We start from the raw sequence: 16,895 nt of genomic DNA on the forward strand, positions 1-16,895 counted from the left end.
CACGCTACGGCCAGCGCGGTGTCGCGCGCGGCGAGCTGGCCGCGCACCTCGCTCAGTTCGGCCCGCAGCAGCTCGACCCGCAGTTCGGCCTCGGCGCGGGCGGCCTCGGCGGTGTCGGCTGTGGCTTGCGCCTCGCGCTTCAGGCGCACCACGTCGTCGAGCTGCACCGCGACCGCGGCCTGCCACAGCGCGCGCATCGCTTCGGCGATCTCGACCGGAATCTCGGGCAGGGCGAGGTCGGCCAGGCCCGAGCGCACCACCTCGGCCTCGATCGCGTTGAGCGTACGCGACAGCGTTGCAGGGTCACCGCCGCCCAGGCGGTCACGCAGCTTGCGCACCGACACCACGCGGCGAAAGCGTGCGGCCGTGGGCGGCGCCGCGTCGCCGGCCTCGGTGAGCATGGCCAGCACGGTGGCGCGGATCTGGTCGGGGGTGGCGGCGAGGCGGGGCATGGCAGTTTCCGGAGGCGCATTTCAGCCTATCTTACGCACATACCTAACGTTAGAAAAGCCATTTATGTGTTGCTTGGGAAAACCAAAGACGGATAAATCTAGTTATCTTGCGGAAACAATGGCTTCCAGCCACAGGGCGCGCTTGGCCGCGCGGCGGGGGCGGTCAACGTTCCAAAACCAAGGGGAAAAGGACCAGTCAGCAAGTGACTGATTTGACTAGGGTTTTAGGGTGGGCATCACCCTGGAACCCGCATGGCTGCTACGGGTGGCTACCCCGGTAAATTGCGGCGAAATCAAGGGGACCCCTGATCCAGACATTCGTCTATTCGCTGGCCTGGCCGCATATCCAGTGGGCGGCGATGCTGGTGGTGCGGCTGCGCCCGGGTGCGGGTAACTAGTCGCTGGACGAACTGTAGGGGGCGAGCACTAACCGTCTCGCGCGGCGGCTTGCGAACCATAGGTCGGCCCGCGGCCGGAAAAATGCTTGACCTTCCCTGCCGTGGGAACGTCCATATTAACCATGGGGGACAGAAGCCCCTGCGGCGTGGCAGGACCAAGTCGGCAGAGAGCATCGGATTTTCCGCCGGAGGTTAGTCAAATGGGCGTTCCGGGGCGCACGTTGTATGAAGAGGTCTTTGCGGTGTTCGAAAGGGCATGCCAGGAAAGCGATTTCGAGCTGGCCGAGGACCTCCTGCTCGCCCTAGAAGCGATGGATCGCCGGCAGGAAGCTCATCGGCAACTCGACCGCGCCTACCTGCTGCTAGCCGATCTCTGAGAACGGGAGTCCCCCGACTTTGGTTTCTACCTGCTTGCCATCGGCTGGCCAATGCCCCTGGGGACAGCAGTGGTCCTCTTCCATGCCTTAGCGTGCAATATTTTCCGTTTTCTGAAGTGACCCCTTCTTTACGGAGTCCCGCGTATACCAGTCGTTCTTCTCGACAACCGGCTCTTTGCGATAGTGCCGCATGACCCGAAGAAAGCACTCGAGAGGCTGTTCTTCTTTCGTAACCATCGGGCCTAACGTCGTCGGAGACAATTGCACGTTCCGGCTAATTCGAGAAACATCGTCTATTTTGCAGAAAGCGGCCGCTAACCGATCGAGCGGGGGAGTATCCGAAGGTCTTGCGAGCGCCGAGGCAATTTCTTCCATGTGCGCCGGGCTGCAAGGAAACTCATGTCGATCGGACAGTGCGCTCACTTTGGCTTGCAGAGCCGGGTTCGTGCCCTCGTGAAGGTACGCAAACAGGTTGTAATCCAGGTAAATTCTCATGCGATGGAGTTTGCGTATTGTTAAGCGCGCTCATACGTTTGGGAAATGCTGGCCGAACCTGAAGTTGGCGCATTCGCGCTGCACGTGGCTTGGGAGCAGTGGGAGTCTTACTTCTTCGACATTTGAAGGATTCTGAGCACGATGAGTGCGAAGGCAGTCGCGACGATGGCCGTCACCGCATGGCCCATGCCGGCGGCCACGCCGATCGCGGCAGCAATCCAGATGCTCGCGGCAGTTGTGAGCCCCCTGACGTGTGTCTCATTGTCCGGCTTCAGGATCGCCCCTGCACAAAGGAATCCGATGCCTGACGTGAGACCCTGAAGCACGCGGCTCATGTCGGCAAGCTGCACGCCCGCCTGGAGGGGAACCACGACAAAAACGCATGCCCCCAGCGCGACGAGCATGTGAGTGCGCACGCCTGCGGATTTTCCCGAGCTCTCCCGCTCGTACCCCAGCAAGCCCCCCAAAACGATAGAGACGGTCATTCGAACGACGGCACGTACTGCCTCGGCAGCATTAGCGAGATCGGAGAATTCCGAGCTCAATGTGCGGATGATGTCGTTCATTGCGGAGCGTCTCTGGGTGTGTCCTGAAAATGGCCAAGACAGTCTATGTCGCAGAAGATGACTGTCAGATTGCCGAGCTATGACACAACCGGATTCGCTGGCCCGGGGGCAAGATTAACAACGTATTACATTTCGGCAATAAAGCCTGACAACGGAAGGGCAACCTTAGAATGCCGGCCATTAGTGCTCGTTTTCGCGCCAGTGTGTCCACTCGAAGTGCGCGACATTCTCCTCCAGCCCCCGAACCGCATGACCGATTCTTCAATCTCCCCGTCCCAACCCGCTGGTCTCTCGAGGGCGCTGGACAATTTCCTGACACGCCACCGCATCGGCGTTTGGCGTGTTGTCGTAACGTTTGTCCTGGCAAGTCTGGTCTTTGGCCATTCTCGCTGGGACGGTACCTGGGTGTCGCCGCTGCTGCTGACGCTGGGGATGTTGGGGGTGAGCCTGGCCACGGTCGGGCGGCTCTGGTGCGCGTTGTACATTTCCGGGCGCAAGAACAATACCTTGGTGACCTCGGGTCCATATTCACTGTGTCGCCATCCGCTCTATGTCTGCAACTTGCTAGGCATTATCGGACTAGGGGCGATGACCGAGTCGCTGGCGGTTACCGCAGTCCTGGCGCTCGCATTTGCGCTGATGTACCCGGCTGTCATCCGGACGGAAGACCGCTTTCTGGCTTCCGCCTTCCCGGAATTCGCCGAATACGCACGCCGTACACCAGCGTTCTTTCCCCGTCTGTCGCTGTATAGGGGGGAGTCGACATGGACGGTCCATGTGTCTTCCTTTCAACGCAATATTGCGGACTCGGTCTGGTTTCTCGGCCTGTCGGTGGTCGTGGAGTCGTTTGATTTGTTCCATGACGCCGGCGTCCTCCGGGCGGTCGTGACGCTTGCCTGATGCGGGCAACTCCGCATACACGTACAGCCATGCACTACGCTCACGTCTCCGATTCTGTTGTCGAGAGCATGCTCGTGATGCTGGTCGGCCTGATCGTCCTGTATGTGGGGTTCGCTGTCTATTTGCGGTGGAAGCATGGGCCCGCCCCCAAGCGTAAGACTGATGAGGGGCGAAAGCGGCACCCCAAAACGAGCAGGCGAAAGCGATAATCGTAATCTGCTCTTAATGCTGGTGATCGAGGATTCATGTAAACTTCGGCGACGGCCCAGCCGTTAGTACTTCAACCCCAAGCCCCCCGCACAGTCTCCCAAGGAATGCGACGTTTCGTTCTGATCTTCGTGCTGCTCATTTTGCCGTTCCAGTTTTCCTGGGCGGCAGCGGCACGCTATTGTCAGCACGAGAAAGCCACGGCCACTTGGCACCTTGGGCACCACGAGCATCGTCATCAGCAGCCGGAAGGTAAAACGGATGCCGAGAAAAAGCCATTCGTGGATACAGACTGCGGGGTATGCCATCTGGTCTCCCTCCCGTTCGTCTATGGACAGACGCAGGACGTGTTGATAGCGAATCGGGTAGAAGTGACCGATACTCAACATGCGTCCGAGTTCTCGTCTCTGAATGCCAGGGCTCCCGACCGTCCTCAGTGGCAGCGTCTCGCTTGATCGGCGAGACGACGACTCTTTTTCTCCTTTCGTCTCTCGCCGAATTCTCCTGGTCACATACCTTGGTGCAATTCGATGCGAAGACTATTTCTGCCGCTCGGGCTGGCGGTAGCATTTCTCAGCCCAAACTTTGCCGTAGCGCAATCTGACACCGGCACGTCCATGGTGCCCGTCTTCCCAAGGGAAGCGGCGGGACCGTTGACCCTCGAGGCCGCGTTGTCGCTGGCGGCAGGAAGCAATTTCAACCTGTCCGCCGCCGCCAAGGAACTCGATTCCACAGAAGGTGGGATCATGCAGGCCCGGGTTATTCCGAACCCGGAACTCCAGACGCTGGTCGAGGACACGCGGAAATCCACCCGTACATCCACCGCCCAGATGAATATCCCCATCGAACTGGGCGGCAAGCGCTCGGCTCGTATCAATGCCGCGGAAAGGACGCGCGAACTGGCGCAGGCAACGCTGGCTGGCGTTCGCGGTGACATTCGGGCGCAGGTAATCGAGAGCTTTTTTTCCGTCTTGATCGCACAGGAACGCGTCAAGCTGGCAACTGGCTCCGCGGATATCGCTGCGAGGGGCGCGCAAGCCGCTTCACGCCGCGTCGCGGCCGGCAAGATCTCCCCGGTTGACGAAACTAAGGCACGTGTCGAACAGGCCAACGCCGAACTTGAATTGGCCGAAGCAACGGCGAGCCTGCAGTCCGCCCGTCAGGCGTTGACGGCGTTGTGGGGCAATGCATCGCCGCAGTTTACCGAAGCACAGGGCAATCTGGACGCGCTGCCATCCAGGCCGGCGCCTGAACTCCTTCTGAAGGAGCTGGAAAACTCACCGCTGGTGGCCGCAAGCCGCGCTGAACTTGACCGCCGCCAGGCATTGGTGGGCGTTGAGCGCAGCCGCCAGTATCCGGATCTGACAGTCAGTCTGGGTGCCAAGCGAGATACAGAAGCCAACCGCAACATGGCGGTGATCGGTGTGGCGATCCCGTTGCCGATTTTTGACCGGAATCAGGGCAACTTGTATTCGGCCATTCGCCAGGCGGACAAGGCCCAGGATGAATATCTGGCCAATCGCATCAGCCTGACCCGAAATCTCCTGATGGCATCGAACCAGCTGTCGGTATCGCGCGCCTCGGCACAAACGCTGAAGCAGACCGTCTTGCCAGGCGCCGAGCAAGCCTTCAACGCGGCGACCATTGGCTTCGAGGCCGGCAAGTTCAATTATCTGGACGTCCTGGATGCCCAGCGCACGCTGTTCCAGGCACGCATCCGCTATCTCGGCGTGCTTGGACAAACCTATCAGGCGGCGACCACGATCGATCGCATTCTGGGACGTTAAGACGGGATTCATAAAACATGGCTATTTCGAACAAACAAAAGGCTGCCATTGCGGCCATCGTACTGGTGGGCGGCGTCGCGACTGGTGGCGTTCTGCTGAGCGGGCGCTCTGCGCCGGAAGAGCAGGGTGGGCACTCGGAATCCAAGGGGCATGGCGACACCGAGCACCATGGCAAGCAGGCGGCGGAAGCCGACCACAAGGATGACAAGTCACACGGCGACGGCGAGCATCACGAGGTCAAGAAGGGCCCCAATGGTGGCGCGCTCTTTTCGCGTGATGGCTATGACGTCGAAATTGGCACGGCCGAATCCAAGGGCGAGGCCCGTATTCGGCTCTGGGTTAGCAAGTCTGGGAAGGCGGTGGCAAATGGCGTGGCAGCGACAGGCCAGCTCGTGCGGGCTACGGGCGAGTCTCAAGCGCTCAAGTTCGTGGTGTCTGGCGACGCGCTGGAAAGCCAACAGCCAGTTGCCGAGCCCCATGTCTTTGACGTGACCGCAAATGTGACCTTGCCCGGTTCGTCTTCGCCACTCGCCGTGCGGCTCTCGAAAGAGGAAGGCAAGATTGAGTTGACAGCGGACCAGCTGGCCAAGACAGGGGTAGTGGTTCAAACCGCGGGCTCGGCAAAGGTCCAGGCTGGCGTCCAGTTCCCCGGCGAAATCCGTTTCAACGAAGACAAGACAGCCCACGTGGTGCCGCGACTGGCTGGCGTCGTAGAGAGCGTTCCGGCCAATATTGGGCAACAGGTTAAGAAGGGACAGGTTCTCGCGGTCATCGCGAGCACCGGACTTTCTGACCAGCGCAGCGAACTGCTCGCAGCACAGAAACGTCTGGATCTGGCGCGTGTCACTTATGACCGCGAGAAGAAGCTCTGGGAACAGAAGATCTCTGCGGAGCAAGATTATCTGAGCGCCCGCAACGCGCTGCAGGAAGCGCAGATCAGTGTCCAGAACGCGCAGCAGAAGCTGACCGCCATTGGCGCCAGCAACAGCTCGACGGCACTCAATCGCTACGAGCTGCGCGCACCGTTCGACGGCATGATCGTTGAAAAGCATATCTCGCTTGGGGAAGCGGTGGCGGACAACGCCAACGTGTTCACGCTGTCGGATCTGTCGTCCGTCTGGGCCGAGTTCGTGGTGTCTGCCAAGGATGTCGAGCGGGTGCGCATCGGCGAAAAGGCGTCGATCAATTCGGCATCGTCCGATGTGAAGGCAGATGGCACCGTTTCATACGTGGGTTCGCTGCTGGGCGAGCAGACGCGGACGGCGAAGGCCCGCGTAACATTGACCAATCCACAGATGGCTTGGCGACCGGGTCTCTTCGTCACGGTCGACGTATTCGGTGCTGATGTCGAGGTGCCCGTTGCGGTGAAGACCGAGGCCGTCCAGGACGTCAATGGCGAGAGCGTAGTCTTTGTCGCGGTTCAAGGTGGATTCGTGCCGCAGCCGGTGAAGGTCGGCCGGACAAACGGCAAGGTCATCGAGATTGTCGAGGGCCTGAAGCCGGGCGCACGTTACGCCGCCGCCAACAGTTTTGTTCTGAAGGCCGAACTTGGCAAATCCAGCGCCGAACACGGCCATTGATACGGGGGAAACAGCAATGTTTGAACGTATCATTAGTTTCGCCATCCAGCAGCGATGGCTGGTCCTGCTCGCCGTGTTTGGAATGGCCGGGTTAGGGATTTTCAGCTACAACCGACTACCGATCGACGCGGTCCCTGACATTACCAACGTTCAGGTTCAGGTCAATACCTCGGCACCAGGCTATTCACCGCTCGAAACCGAACAGCGTGTTACGTATCCGATCGAGGTCGTGATGGCCGGCCTGCCGGGACTCGAACAGACGCGTTCCCTGTCCCGCTATGGCTTGTCGCAGGTGACGGTCATCTTCAAGGATGGCACGGACGTCTATTTCGCGCGCCAACTCGTCAACCAGCGCATCCAGGAAGCCAAGGACAATCTGCCTGAAGGCGTTGTGCCGGCGATGGGGCCTATTTCGACCGGCCTCGGGGAGATCTATCTATGGACCGTTGAAGCCGAAGAGGGTGCTCGCAAAGCTGACGGGACTGCCTATACGCCGACAGATTTGCGCGAAATCCAGGATTGGGTGGTACGGCCGCAACTGCGTAACGTGCCCGGTGTCACCGAGATCAATACTATCGGTGGTTTCAACAAGCAGTACCTGGTCGCGCCGAGTCTTGAACGGCTAGCGTCGTACGGGCTGACGCTGACCGACGTCGTCAATGCGCTGAACAAGAACAACGACAACGTGGGTGCGGGCTACATCGAGCGTAGGGGCGAGCAGTATCTGGTTCGTGCGCCGGGTCAGGTTGCGTCCGAAGACGACATCCGCAACATTATTGTCGGTACAGCGCAGGGGCAGCCGATCCGCATTCGCGACATCGGGGATGTGGAGATTGGCAAGGAACTGCGTACCGGTGCGGCAACCGAGAATGGCAAGGAAGTTGTGCTGGGCACGGTATTCATGCTCATCGGCGAAAACAGCCGGGCTGTGTCAAAAGCGGTCGATGAAAAGGTCGCTTCCATTAACCGTACGATGCCGGAAGGTGTGAAGATCGTAACGGTATACGACCGGACACGTCTGGTCGACAAGGCCATTGCGACCGTCAAGAAGAACCTTCTTGAAGGCGCGGTGCTCGTCATCGTAATTCTGTTCCTTTTCCTGGGTAACATCCGCGCGGCGCTGATTACCGCGACGATCATTCCGCTGGCGATGTTGTTCACCTTCACGGGGATGGTGAACTACAAGATCAGTGCGAACCTGATGAGCTTGGGCGCGCTCGACTTCGGCATCATCATCGATGGCGCGGTGGTGATTGTCGAAAACTGTGTGAGGCGACTGGCGCATGCGCAGGAACACCATGGCCGGCCATTGACGCGCTCCGAGCGGTTCCATGAGGTGTTTGCCGCAGCGAAGGAGGCGCGTCGCCCACTGATCTTCGGTCAGCTCATCATTATGATCGTCTACCTGCCGATCTTTGCGCTGACGGGGGTGGAAGGCAAGATGTTCCACCCGATGGCGTTCACGGTCGTCCTGGCGCTGCTGGGCGCGATGATTCTGTCCGTGACGTTCGTTCCGGCTGCGGTCGCCTTGTTCATCGGCGAACGGGTGGCCGAGAAAGAAAATCGTCTCATGCTCTGGGCGAAGCGTCGCTACGAGCCGCTGCTGGAAAAGTCGCTCGCGAACACGGCCGTTGTATTGACGTTTGCCGCGGTGTCAATTGTTCTGTGCGTGGCCATTGCGGCCCGCCTGGGCAGCGAGTTCATCCCCAATCTGAACGAAGGCGACATTGCCATCCAGGCGCTGCGCATTCCTGGCACGAGCCTGTCGCAGTCCGTGGAGATGCAGAAGACGATCGAGACGACCCTCAAGGCAAAATTCCCCGAAATCGAGCGCGTGTTTGCGCGGACAGGTACGGCGGAGATTGCATCCGATCCGATGCCGCCGAATATTTCGGATGGCTACATCATGCTCAAGCCTGAGAAGGATTGGCCAGAGCCGAAGAAAACACATGCCGAACTGCTGTCCGCCATCCAGGAGGAAGCCGGCAAGATCCCCGGGAACAACTACGAGTTCTCCCAACCGATCCAGCTGCGGTTCAACGAGCTGATCTCCGGGGTCCGCTCGGACGTCGCAGTCAAGATCTTCGGCGATGACAACAACGTGCTCAGCGAGACGGCGAAGAAGGTATCGGCCGTGCTGCAGGGCATCCCCGGCGCGCAGGAGGTGAAGGTAGAACAGACCACCGGCTTGCCGATGCTGACGGTCAAGATCGATCGGGAGAAGGCGGCGCGATACGGGCTTAACATGAGCGACGTGCAAGACGCGGTGGCAACGGGCGTCGGAGGCCGTGATTCCGGAACCTTCTTCCAGGGCGATCGTCGTTTCGATATCGTGGTCCGCCTGCCCGAAGCTGTGCGCGGCGAGGTCGAGGCTCTGCGCCGATTGCCGATTCCGTTGCCAAAAGGAGTGGACGCGAGAACGACGTTTATCCCATTGAGCGAGGTGGCGACGCTGGAAATGGCGCCCGGCCCGAACCAGATCTCGCGCGAGAACGGCAAGCGCCGCATCGTGATCAGTGCCAACGTTCGTGGACGTGATATTGGTTCATTCGTGCCCGAGGCGGAAGCGGCTATCCAAAGCCAGGTCAAGATCCCGGCTGGCTACTGGATGACATGGGGTGGCACCTTTGAGCAACTGCAGTCCGCCACCACCCGCCTGCAGGTGGTAGTGCCGGTGGCGCTGTTGCTGGTCTTCGTACTGTTGTTTGCGATGTTCAACAACATCAAGGATGGCTTGCTAGTCTTCACGGGCATTCCCTTTGCGCTGACTGGCGGGATTCTTGCCCTGTGGATACGCGGCATTCCGATGTCCATTACTGCAGCGGTGGGCTTCATCGCGCTGTGCGGGGTGGCGGTGCTCAATGGTCTGGTGATGCTGTCGTTTATCCGATCGCTGCGCGAAGAAGGGCATTCCCTCGACAGCGCGGTCCGAGTTGGCGCCCTGACGCGACTGCGTCCGGTGCTGATGACGGCCCTGGTGGCATCCCTGGGTTTCGTGCCGATGGCCATCGCCACCGGTACGGGCGCTGAGGTGCAACGTCCCCTCGCAACGGTGGTAATCGGTGGCATCTTGTCGTCCACGGCGCTGACCCTACTGGTGTTGCCGGTGCTCTATCGACTTGCTCACCGCAAGGATGAGGACGCGGAAGATACTCGCGAGCCAGTCACTCAGACGCATCAACCGGATCAAGGCCGCCAGCCTGCATGACGTAAATCCTTGGGCGGTCATCGTACCGCCCAATTTTTATAGGAGTTTCTATGGGCGCAGGTCACTCACACGACCATCCCGGTGGCAACGAGCGATCGCTCAAGATCGCCCTTGCGCTGACCGGTACGTTCCTGATTGCCGAAGTGGTCGGTGGTGTCATGACGAAGAGCCTGGCGTTGATCTCCGACGCCGCGCACATGCTCACGGACACCGTCGCACTGGCCATCGCACTGGCTGCTATTGCGATCGCCAAGCGACCCGCGGACAAGAAGCGGACATTTGGCTACTACCGTTTTGAGATTCTTGCCGCGGCCTTTAACGCATTGCTGCTGTTCGGTGTGGCTATCTACATCCTGTACGAAGCCTACCTGCGGCTGAAATCGCCACCTCAGATTGAGTCAACCGGCATGTTCGTCGTGGCTGTGCTGGGCCTGATCATCAATCTCATCAGCATGCGCATGCTGTCCTCCGGGCAAAGCAGCAGCCTGAACGTGAAGGGTGCTTATCTGGAAGTCTGGAGCGATCTGCTCGGGTCGGTTGGCGTCATCGCCGATGCGATCATCATCCGCTTCACGGGCTGGGCGTGGGTCGACTCCGCCATTGCGGTGCTGATCGGCCTCTGGGTACTGCCTCGCACTTGGATCCTGCTGAAGTCGAGCCTGAATGTGCTGCTCGAAGGCGTACCCGATGACGTGGATCTGGCAGAGGTTGAGAAGCAAATTCTGGCGACGCCCGGGGTAAAAAGCTTCCATGACCTCCACATCTGGGCACTTACCAGCGGCAAGGCGAGCTTGACGGTTCATGTCGTGAATGACACGGCCGTCAACCCGGAAATGGAAGTGCTACCGGAATTGAAGCAGATGCTGGCTGACAAATTCGATATCACGCACGTGACCATTCAGTTCGAACTGGCACCATGCGAACAAGCGGATGCAGCTCAGCATTTCAATGCATCGCCAGCACTGGTCGGATCGAAGTCGCTTGCTGCAGGAGGAAACTAAGGTGCGGGTACTTGTTGTAGAAGACGAACCGCGTACTGCGGAGTATTTGCAGAAGGGATTGTCGGAGTCGGGTTTCGTGGTCGACATCGCGAACAATGGTGGCGATGGGCTCCACATGGCGGAAGAGACCGACTACGACGTCATCATCCTGGACGTCATGCTGCCAGGTATGGACGGGTGGACGGTCATCAAGTCCATTCGATCCAAGTCCGAGACACCCGTACTGTTTCTGACGGCGCTGGATGATGTGGCGGATCGTGTCAGAGGCTTCGAGTTGGGGGCAGACGATTACCTGGTCAAGCCCTTCGCCTTTGCCGAGCTCCTTGCCCGTATCCGGCGTTGCTTGCGCCAAAGCACCTCGAAGGAGTCCGAGCGATTGCGCATTGCCGATCTGGACATCGACGTGCTTGGAAGGCGGGTATTCCGGGGAACTACCCGCATTGAATTGACGAATCAGGAGTTCTCGCTGTTGCACCTGCTCATGCGCCGGAGAGGGGAGGTGCTGTCGCGAACCACGATCGCGTCCCAGGTCTGGGACGTCAACTTCGACACGGATACCAATGTCGTTGACGTCGCGATCCGGCGCCTGAGATCCAAGGTGGATGATCCCTTCGATCAAAAGCTGATCCATACCGTACGGGGAATGGGCTATGTCCTCGACCCAGAGCGCGGCCGGTGACGGAATGAGGCCCGGGACTTCGATAACCCCGCTGTCACTGACGAGGCGGCTTGGGCTCTTCTTTGCATTGGTACTGTCTATCGCGCTGGCCAGCATGGGCGCCTTTGCTTACTACTCGCTCGCCGCGCAACTCGAGGCCAGAGACGATGAGGTTGTAAAGGGAAAACTCGAACAGGTCGAGCATTTCTTGCGCGAGGTGGACGGGGTGCAGGGCGTCCCGGCGGCGCAGCATCGCTTCGATGATCTGGTGCGAGGTTACTCGGACCTCATCGTTCGCGTCACGGCGCTGGATGGCCGGCTTTTGTTTCGCACGGGCAACGATGCATTGCTGGAAGGCACTGACCAAGCGGCGGTCACGGGAAAGTCATCGCTCATGTTCCAGTCCGCCGATGCGGTGTTGGGGCGAGACGGTACGCGGGCGACGGTGTTCGTGGCGAAGTCTGGCGAGGACAGGAAGCAGGTGACTGCGCGATTCCGGACGACGCTCGTGCTTGGTACCACCGTCGGTGTGATATTGACGGCCCTGGTGGGGGCGGCCATTACGCGCCGTGAGCTGGAGCCGGCGCACGTACTTATCAAGCAGATCAACCGGATCAGTGTGGAACGGCTGAGCTACCGGGTGGACATGCCACCCAAGCCCACCGAAGTGCGTGATATCGCCTCTGCGTTCAATGCGATGCTGCAACGCCTCGAGGATGGTTATCAGAAGCTGTCGCGGTTCTCCGCCGATCTTGCCCATGATTTGCGCACGCCGCTTAACAACCTCATTGGACATGCCGAGGTCGCCTTGTCACGAGACCGCACCGGGCCCGAGTATGTCGCCTTGGTGGAGGAAAGCCTGGTCGAATACCAGCGACTTGCGAGGATGATCGATGCGATGTTGTTCCTCGCGCGAGCTGACAGTGCCAATGTGGCGCTCGAGTTGACGGAACTCCAGTTGAATGCAGAACTTCGCAAGTTGTCCGCCTACTTTTCGGTGCTTGCAGAGGAGCGAAGCGTCGTAATCAGGGTAAGCGGGGATGCCACCCTGGTCGCTGATGCCATTCTGTTCCAGCGTGCGATCAACAATGTTCTGTCAAATGCGGTCCGTCATGCGTGGCCGAATTCGATGATAGATCTGGTGGTGCGCCGCGAAGCGGCACATTGTTGCATCGACATCACGAACGTTGGAGACCCAATCCCGGAGCGGGAACTTTCCCTCATCTTTGATCGGTTCTTCCGTGGGGATAGGGCGAGATCCAACTCGTCACAGTCCACGGGGCTGGGCCTGGCCATCGTCCTGTCGATCATGGAGCTCCATGGCGGCGACGCGTCAGCCGTGAGCGGCTTGGATGGGAAGACACGCTTTACATTGCGCTTCCCGCTCAACGGTGCTGAAGCCTCAGCGCGGGTTTCGGTGGGTAGGCCGAGTCAGGACCGACCAGTCGTTGGGTAGAGTGGTGCAATGAGCCCGATTGCCTATTTGTAATCGCCGGGCAAGGCTGCAGCATGCGTACAATTTATACACTCGTTTTCATAGATCAACGAAGTCTCTAGAAAGGAGATGACTATGAAAACGAAGAAACACGCCTTGCTGTTTGCGGCGTTGCTGTTGGGTGGGATGTCGGCTTCGTATGCTTTGGAAATGACCGGGTTGAAACCGGGCGTGCCTGCGTCGACGGCGACGGCGCAGGCGATGGCGAAGCGTCACGCGACCTTGTATGGCGATCCAGCCGGCCAATCTCAGGCCAGTCGCATTATCGACGTGAAGCCAGGGATGCGGTATGTCAACGTGGACTCTGGCGAGACGGTGGCGTTTCGGGCCGGCGAGAAGATCGTCGCATGGACCTTCGCCCAGATGGTCAGGGATACGAGTGTGGACCTTGGCTTGTTGATGCCGGATCTGCCGGGTAGCGCTGGCGTGCGCGTCTATATTGATAGAAGCGACCTCTTCACAGGTGGCTGAACGTTGCTGAACCGGTGAACTACAGGCCCCGCACAATGCGGGGCCTTTTTCATCGTCATTGGCGTCGGTTCTGCCGCTTAGCAATACACGAGGCGATGGGAAGTTGTAGCACGCGCCACCGCATCATGAACGGCACCGGATTGACGCCGATGGAGGGAAAAAAAGCTTGCCCTCCGGGGAGGGCAAGCTTCGGAAGCTTTCGCCATCGGGATAAAGCGAAAGAGCACCAAGAGCCAAGCAACTGACGGGTGCCTGGCTCCCCCACAGAGGTCGGTCTGAGTTTCAGGGACGGCTTGCGTCAAATTCCGCGTGCGCCATCGGTGAACACATCACGCGGCCCAATACGCGAGCCGTCGGTAAATACGTCACGCTGGCCGAGGCGTGCGCCGTCGGTGAACACGTCGCGCTTGTCGATGCGTGCACCGCCGGCGTAAATGTCGTTGACTGCGGCGCGTCCGCCGTCGGTGTAGGGGTCGCGGGGACGGTGGATCTGGCCATCAGGGGTAGCAGCGATGGCGGAGCCGGCGGCAGCAATCGTGAGGGCAGCAGCAATCAGGGCTGGTACGTCCCCGGTCTTGTAGACACCTGATAGGGTGTTTTTGAGACTGGAGGAAGCATGAAAAGCAAGCGATATACGGATGAGTTCCGGGCCGAGGCGATCAAGCAGGTGACCGAACGCGGTTACCCGGTGGCGGAAGTGGCGCAGCGGCTGGGGGTGTCGAGCCACAGCCTGTACGAGTGGCTTCGCCGCAGCGGGGTCAGCCGGCAGGCACGCAAGACGCAGCAGGATGCCGATCTGCAGCGCGAGAACCAACAACTGCGCGCCGAACTTCGCCGTGTCGAGGAGGAGCGCGACATCCTAAAAAAGGCCGCCGCGTACTTTGCCAGGGGGTAAGGGCAAGGTACGGGTTCATGCATGCGCACCAGCACGAGTTCCGGATCACGACGATGTGCCGGGTCCTGAAGGTCGAACGCAGCGGCTACTACGCCTGGCTGGCCAAGCCCCGCTCGGCCAGGTCGATTGAGGATGCACGCTTGCTCAAGCTGATCGAAGAAGCCTATCTGGCCAGCGGCGGCGTGTACGGCAGCCGCAACATTCATCGTGATCTCATCGAAGCCGGCGAACGTGTCGGCAAGCACCGGGTTGCACGCCTAATGCGCGAGAACGGCTTACGCTCGGTGCGGTCGCCGCAACGCCGCCGCTACAAGACGGGTAAACCGTCAGTGGTAGCGCCCAACCGGCTGCAGCGGCAGTTCACCGTGCCCGAGCCGGATCACGCCTGGGTCACGGACATCACTTACCTGCGCACGGCCGAAGGCTGGCTGTACCTGGCGGTGGTGCTGGATCTGTACTCCCGTGCGGTCATCGGCTGGTCGATGAAACCGACGTTGGCGCGGGAGTTGGCGCTGGATGCACTGCTGATGGCGATCTGGCGCCGCAGGCCGACGCGAACGGTCACGATCCACTCCGATCAGGGCGTGCAGTACGGAAGCGACGACTGGCAGCGGTTCTGCCGCGAACACGGGTTGGAGGTGAGCATGAGCCGGCGTGGCAACTGCTGGGACAACTCGGTGGCCGAGTCGTTCTTCAGCAGCTTGAAGAAGGAACGAATCCGGGGCAAGGTCTATCCGTCACGGAACGATGCCAGGTCAGACGTGTTCGACTACATCGAGGTGTTCTACAACCGACAGCGCCGCCACGGGCACAATGGCGGCCTGTCTCCCATGGCTTTCGAGGAAGCTCACCCAACTCGATCGCTGTAACTGTCTACAGAACCGGGGACGTACCAGGCAGTGTGAATCGTCTTCATGGAATCTCTCCGGAGTCAATGTTTGTGAGTCTCTAATCGCTCACCGTGTTCACAGTCTAGCTACCGGACCTGCTCCACTGAATTACCCGCGTATTACGATCCTGTCATAAAAAAATGCCTCCCGGTTGGGAGGCACAAACTCTCTTGAATTAACAAGAAAGTGTCGATTCTTTTGAGCTCGCTCAGAACTTGTGGCGTACGCCTACGACGACGCCGGTCTGATCCTTGCCAGGGACAACGTTGGTCGGGCTGCCGGTCGTCGAGTTGTAGCCGTTCATGCCCAGCTGCGAGTTGCCGCGGTTCAGTGCATAACCGACGTTCATATACACATCGGTACGCTTCGAGAAAGCGTAATCTGCCGAGGCAACGAACAGGAACGGGTCTGCGCCAGAATTGCGGCTGTCCGTGTAGTAGGCGGCGCCGGTCAGCGTCAGTGCGGGCGTCAGGCCATAGCGCAGGCCGGCCCAGTAAATGTTAGAACCGTTCGTCGGCAGCGCACCGACATTGCCGTTGTACCAGCGATAACCAATAAATGCCTTAGCCGGTCCGAAAGCGTAGCTCGCGCCAATTAGAGCGCGGCGGTCCTTGCGGTCGGCCGTGGCGACGGTGCTGCCCTGGATCTCGTCGTACACCGCGCCGACAGCGAGGGCGCCGGTTTCATACATGAGCGATACGCCCATGTTTCGATCGACCTTGTAGTTCCCCGGCACTTCGCCGCCGCCGGTGCGGCTAAAGCTGTAGAGGCCGGTGACCGTCAGGCCACTGAAGATGCCACGGTACTTGATAGCATTGTCAGCGCGACCCGCCAAGACGTCATCCATCTTGAAGAGCGAGTAGCGCGGCGCGAAGCCCATCGGGTCGAGTTGCAGCGTGGTGTCATACATTGGTGTCGTTTGACGACCCAACGTCAGTTGACCATATTTGCTACCCAATCCTACGAAGGCACTACGATCAAAAAGACGGGTGCTGTTGTTCTGTGCGCCGGTGTCGAACGAAATGCCGCTTTCCAATTCGAAGATGGCTTTCAGACCGCCGCCAAGGTCTTCGACGCCACGCAGGCCCCAACGCGACGTCGACATGTTGCCGGAGGTCATGCGAACCTGGTTCGAGCCACCGGGCGAAGCCGATGGGACGTTGCTCAGATACTCGATACCCGCGTCGGCCACACCATACAGCGTGACGCTCGATTGAGCGAATGCGGTTGTAGCGAACAGACCGAGGGATGCGACGGCAATGCGACTAATCTTCATGGATTCTCCTCATTAAGACCCGAAATTAATTTGGTGGGGGCGAGTATAGAAATCTGCAGATGACGGTCAGATTGCGAAGTAATTACGTGGGGTCACTTCGTCGCGTGATGACGACAAGGTGGAACGTACCGGGGTTATGTGGATTGACATGGCTTTCGCGCGGACGCGTCAACCTGTGTGCGCGCGAACATTGCGGGCCGGTAATGGGAAACTCACGAAAAGAGGTCGCTTCTCTCGAA

General features: G+C 59.7%; 15 protein-coding genes. 11 read left to right on the plus strand and 4 right to left on the minus strand.

The features are described 5' to 3' along the window. On the minus strand, positions 1–452 hold a 452-nt coding region (locus tag KHO18_RS07120), incomplete at its 3' end, for a DNA-binding protein (RefSeq protein WP_211942953.1). Positions 453–1,050: 598 nt separating this feature from the next. Here KHO18_RS07120 and KHO18_RS07125 point away from each other — a divergent pair. Continuing rightward, positions 1,051–1,227, plus strand: a complete 177-nt coding sequence (locus KHO18_RS07125; RefSeq protein WP_004635326.1) for a hypothetical protein — start codon at positions 1,051–1,053, stop codon at positions 1,225–1,227. Positions 1,228–1,314: 87 nt separating this feature from the next. On the opposite strand, the gene KHO18_RS07130 is transcribed toward KHO18_RS07125, so the two are convergent. Together KHO18_RS07130 and KHO18_RS07135 are read right to left on the minus strand one after the other, a co-directional pair. Then, positions 1,315–1,722 (minus strand): hypothetical protein, encoded by a 408-nt coding sequence (locus KHO18_RS07130; RefSeq protein ID WP_004635327.1) that lies wholly within the window; start codon positions 1,720–1,722, stop codon positions 1,315–1,317. Between the two features lie 107 nt (positions 1,723–1,829). Further along, the gene (locus tag KHO18_RS07135; protein WP_004635330.1) at positions 1,830–2,288 is read right to left on the minus strand and encodes an MgtC/SapB family protein; all 459 of its coding nucleotides are present in this window, start codon (positions 2,286–2,288) and stop codon (positions 1,830–1,832) included. Between the two features lie 249 nt (positions 2,289–2,537). Between KHO18_RS07135 and czcN the strand changes: the two genes are divergently transcribed. From czcN to KHO18_RS07185, 10 genes are all read left to right on the plus strand, one after another. Continuing rightward, positions 2,538–3,188: a heavy metal efflux RND transporter CzcN gene (czcN, locus tag KHO18_RS07140; RefSeq protein ID WP_020206397.1), complete on the plus strand. Its 651-nt coding sequence runs from the start codon at positions 2,538–2,540 to the stop codon at positions 3,186–3,188. A gap of 314 nt (positions 3,189–3,502) precedes the next feature. After that, on the plus strand, positions 3,503–3,850 hold the full coding sequence (gene czcI, locus KHO18_RS07145) for a CDF family cobalt-zinc-cadmium transporter CzcI (RefSeq protein WP_137924345.1): 348 nt from the start codon (positions 3,503–3,505) through the stop codon (positions 3,848–3,850). Between the two features lie 75 nt (positions 3,851–3,925). After that, the gene (gene czcC / locus KHO18_RS07150; RefSeq protein ID WP_004635338.1) at positions 3,926–5,182 is read left to right on the plus strand and encodes a heavy metal efflux RND transporter CzcC; all 1,257 of its coding nucleotides are present in this window, start codon (positions 3,926–3,928) and stop codon (positions 5,180–5,182) included. Positions 5,183–5,199: 17 nt separating this feature from the next. After that, positions 5,200–6,762 carry a heavy metal efflux RND transporter CzcB gene (gene czcB, locus KHO18_RS07155; protein WP_004635340.1) on the plus strand — a complete coding sequence of 521 codons (1,563 nt, stop codon included), beginning with the start codon at positions 5,200–5,202 and terminating at the stop codon, positions 6,760–6,762. Positions 6,763–6,778: 16 nt separating this feature from the next. Then, positions 6,779–9,970 (plus strand): heavy metal efflux RND transporter CzcA, encoded by a 3,192-nt coding sequence (gene czcA / locus KHO18_RS07160; protein ID WP_004635342.1) that lies wholly within the window; start codon positions 6,779–6,781, stop codon positions 9,968–9,970. A gap of 50 nt (positions 9,971–10,020) precedes the next feature. Then, the gene (locus KHO18_RS07165) at positions 10,021–10,971 is read left to right on the plus strand and encodes a cation diffusion facilitator family transporter (RefSeq protein ID WP_062739169.1); all 951 of its coding nucleotides are present in this window, start codon (positions 10,021–10,023) and stop codon (positions 10,969–10,971) included. A 1-nt stretch (position 10,972) separates the two neighbouring features. Next, the gene (gene czcR, locus KHO18_RS07170; protein ID WP_008646724.1) at positions 10,973–11,650 is read left to right on the plus strand and encodes a heavy metal homeostasis two-component system response regulator CzcR; all 678 of its coding nucleotides are present in this window, start codon (positions 10,973–10,975) and stop codon (positions 11,648–11,650) included. Positions 11,651–11,654: 4 nt separating this feature from the next. Beyond that, complete coding sequence (czcS, locus tag KHO18_RS07175) at positions 11,655–13,085, plus strand: sensor histidine kinase CzcS (RefSeq protein ID WP_011229349.1); 1,431 nt, start codon at positions 11,655–11,657, stop codon at positions 13,083–13,085. Between the two features lie 108 nt (positions 13,086–13,193). Next, positions 13,194–13,595 carry a copper-binding periplasmic protein CzcE gene (czcE, locus tag KHO18_RS07180; protein WP_011514820.1) on the plus strand — a complete coding sequence of 134 codons (402 nt, stop codon included), beginning with the start codon at positions 13,194–13,196 and terminating at the stop codon, positions 13,593–13,595. 616 nt (positions 13,596–14,211) lie between these two features. Further along, positions 14,212–15,359 (plus strand): IS3 family transposase gene (locus KHO18_RS07185; protein ID WP_372585118.1). Its coding sequence is split into 2 segments (ribosomal slippage): positions 14,212–14,455 and positions 14,455–15,359, totalling 1,149 coding nucleotides; the frame shifts between segments, so codons are not numbered across the junction. A gap of 229 nt (positions 15,360–15,588) precedes the next feature. Here the strand turns inward: KHO18_RS07185 and KHO18_RS07190 are convergent. Further along, complete coding sequence (locus tag KHO18_RS07190; protein WP_011229350.1) at positions 15,589–16,656, minus strand: porin; 1,068 nt, start codon at positions 16,654–16,656, stop codon at positions 15,589–15,591. Positions 16,657–16,895 lie beyond the last annotated feature (239 nt).

Source organism: Cupriavidus campinensis (genome assembly GCF_905397395.1).
GTDB lineage: Bacteria > Pseudomonadota > Gammaproteobacteria > Burkholderiales > Burkholderiaceae > Cupriavidus > Cupriavidus campinensis.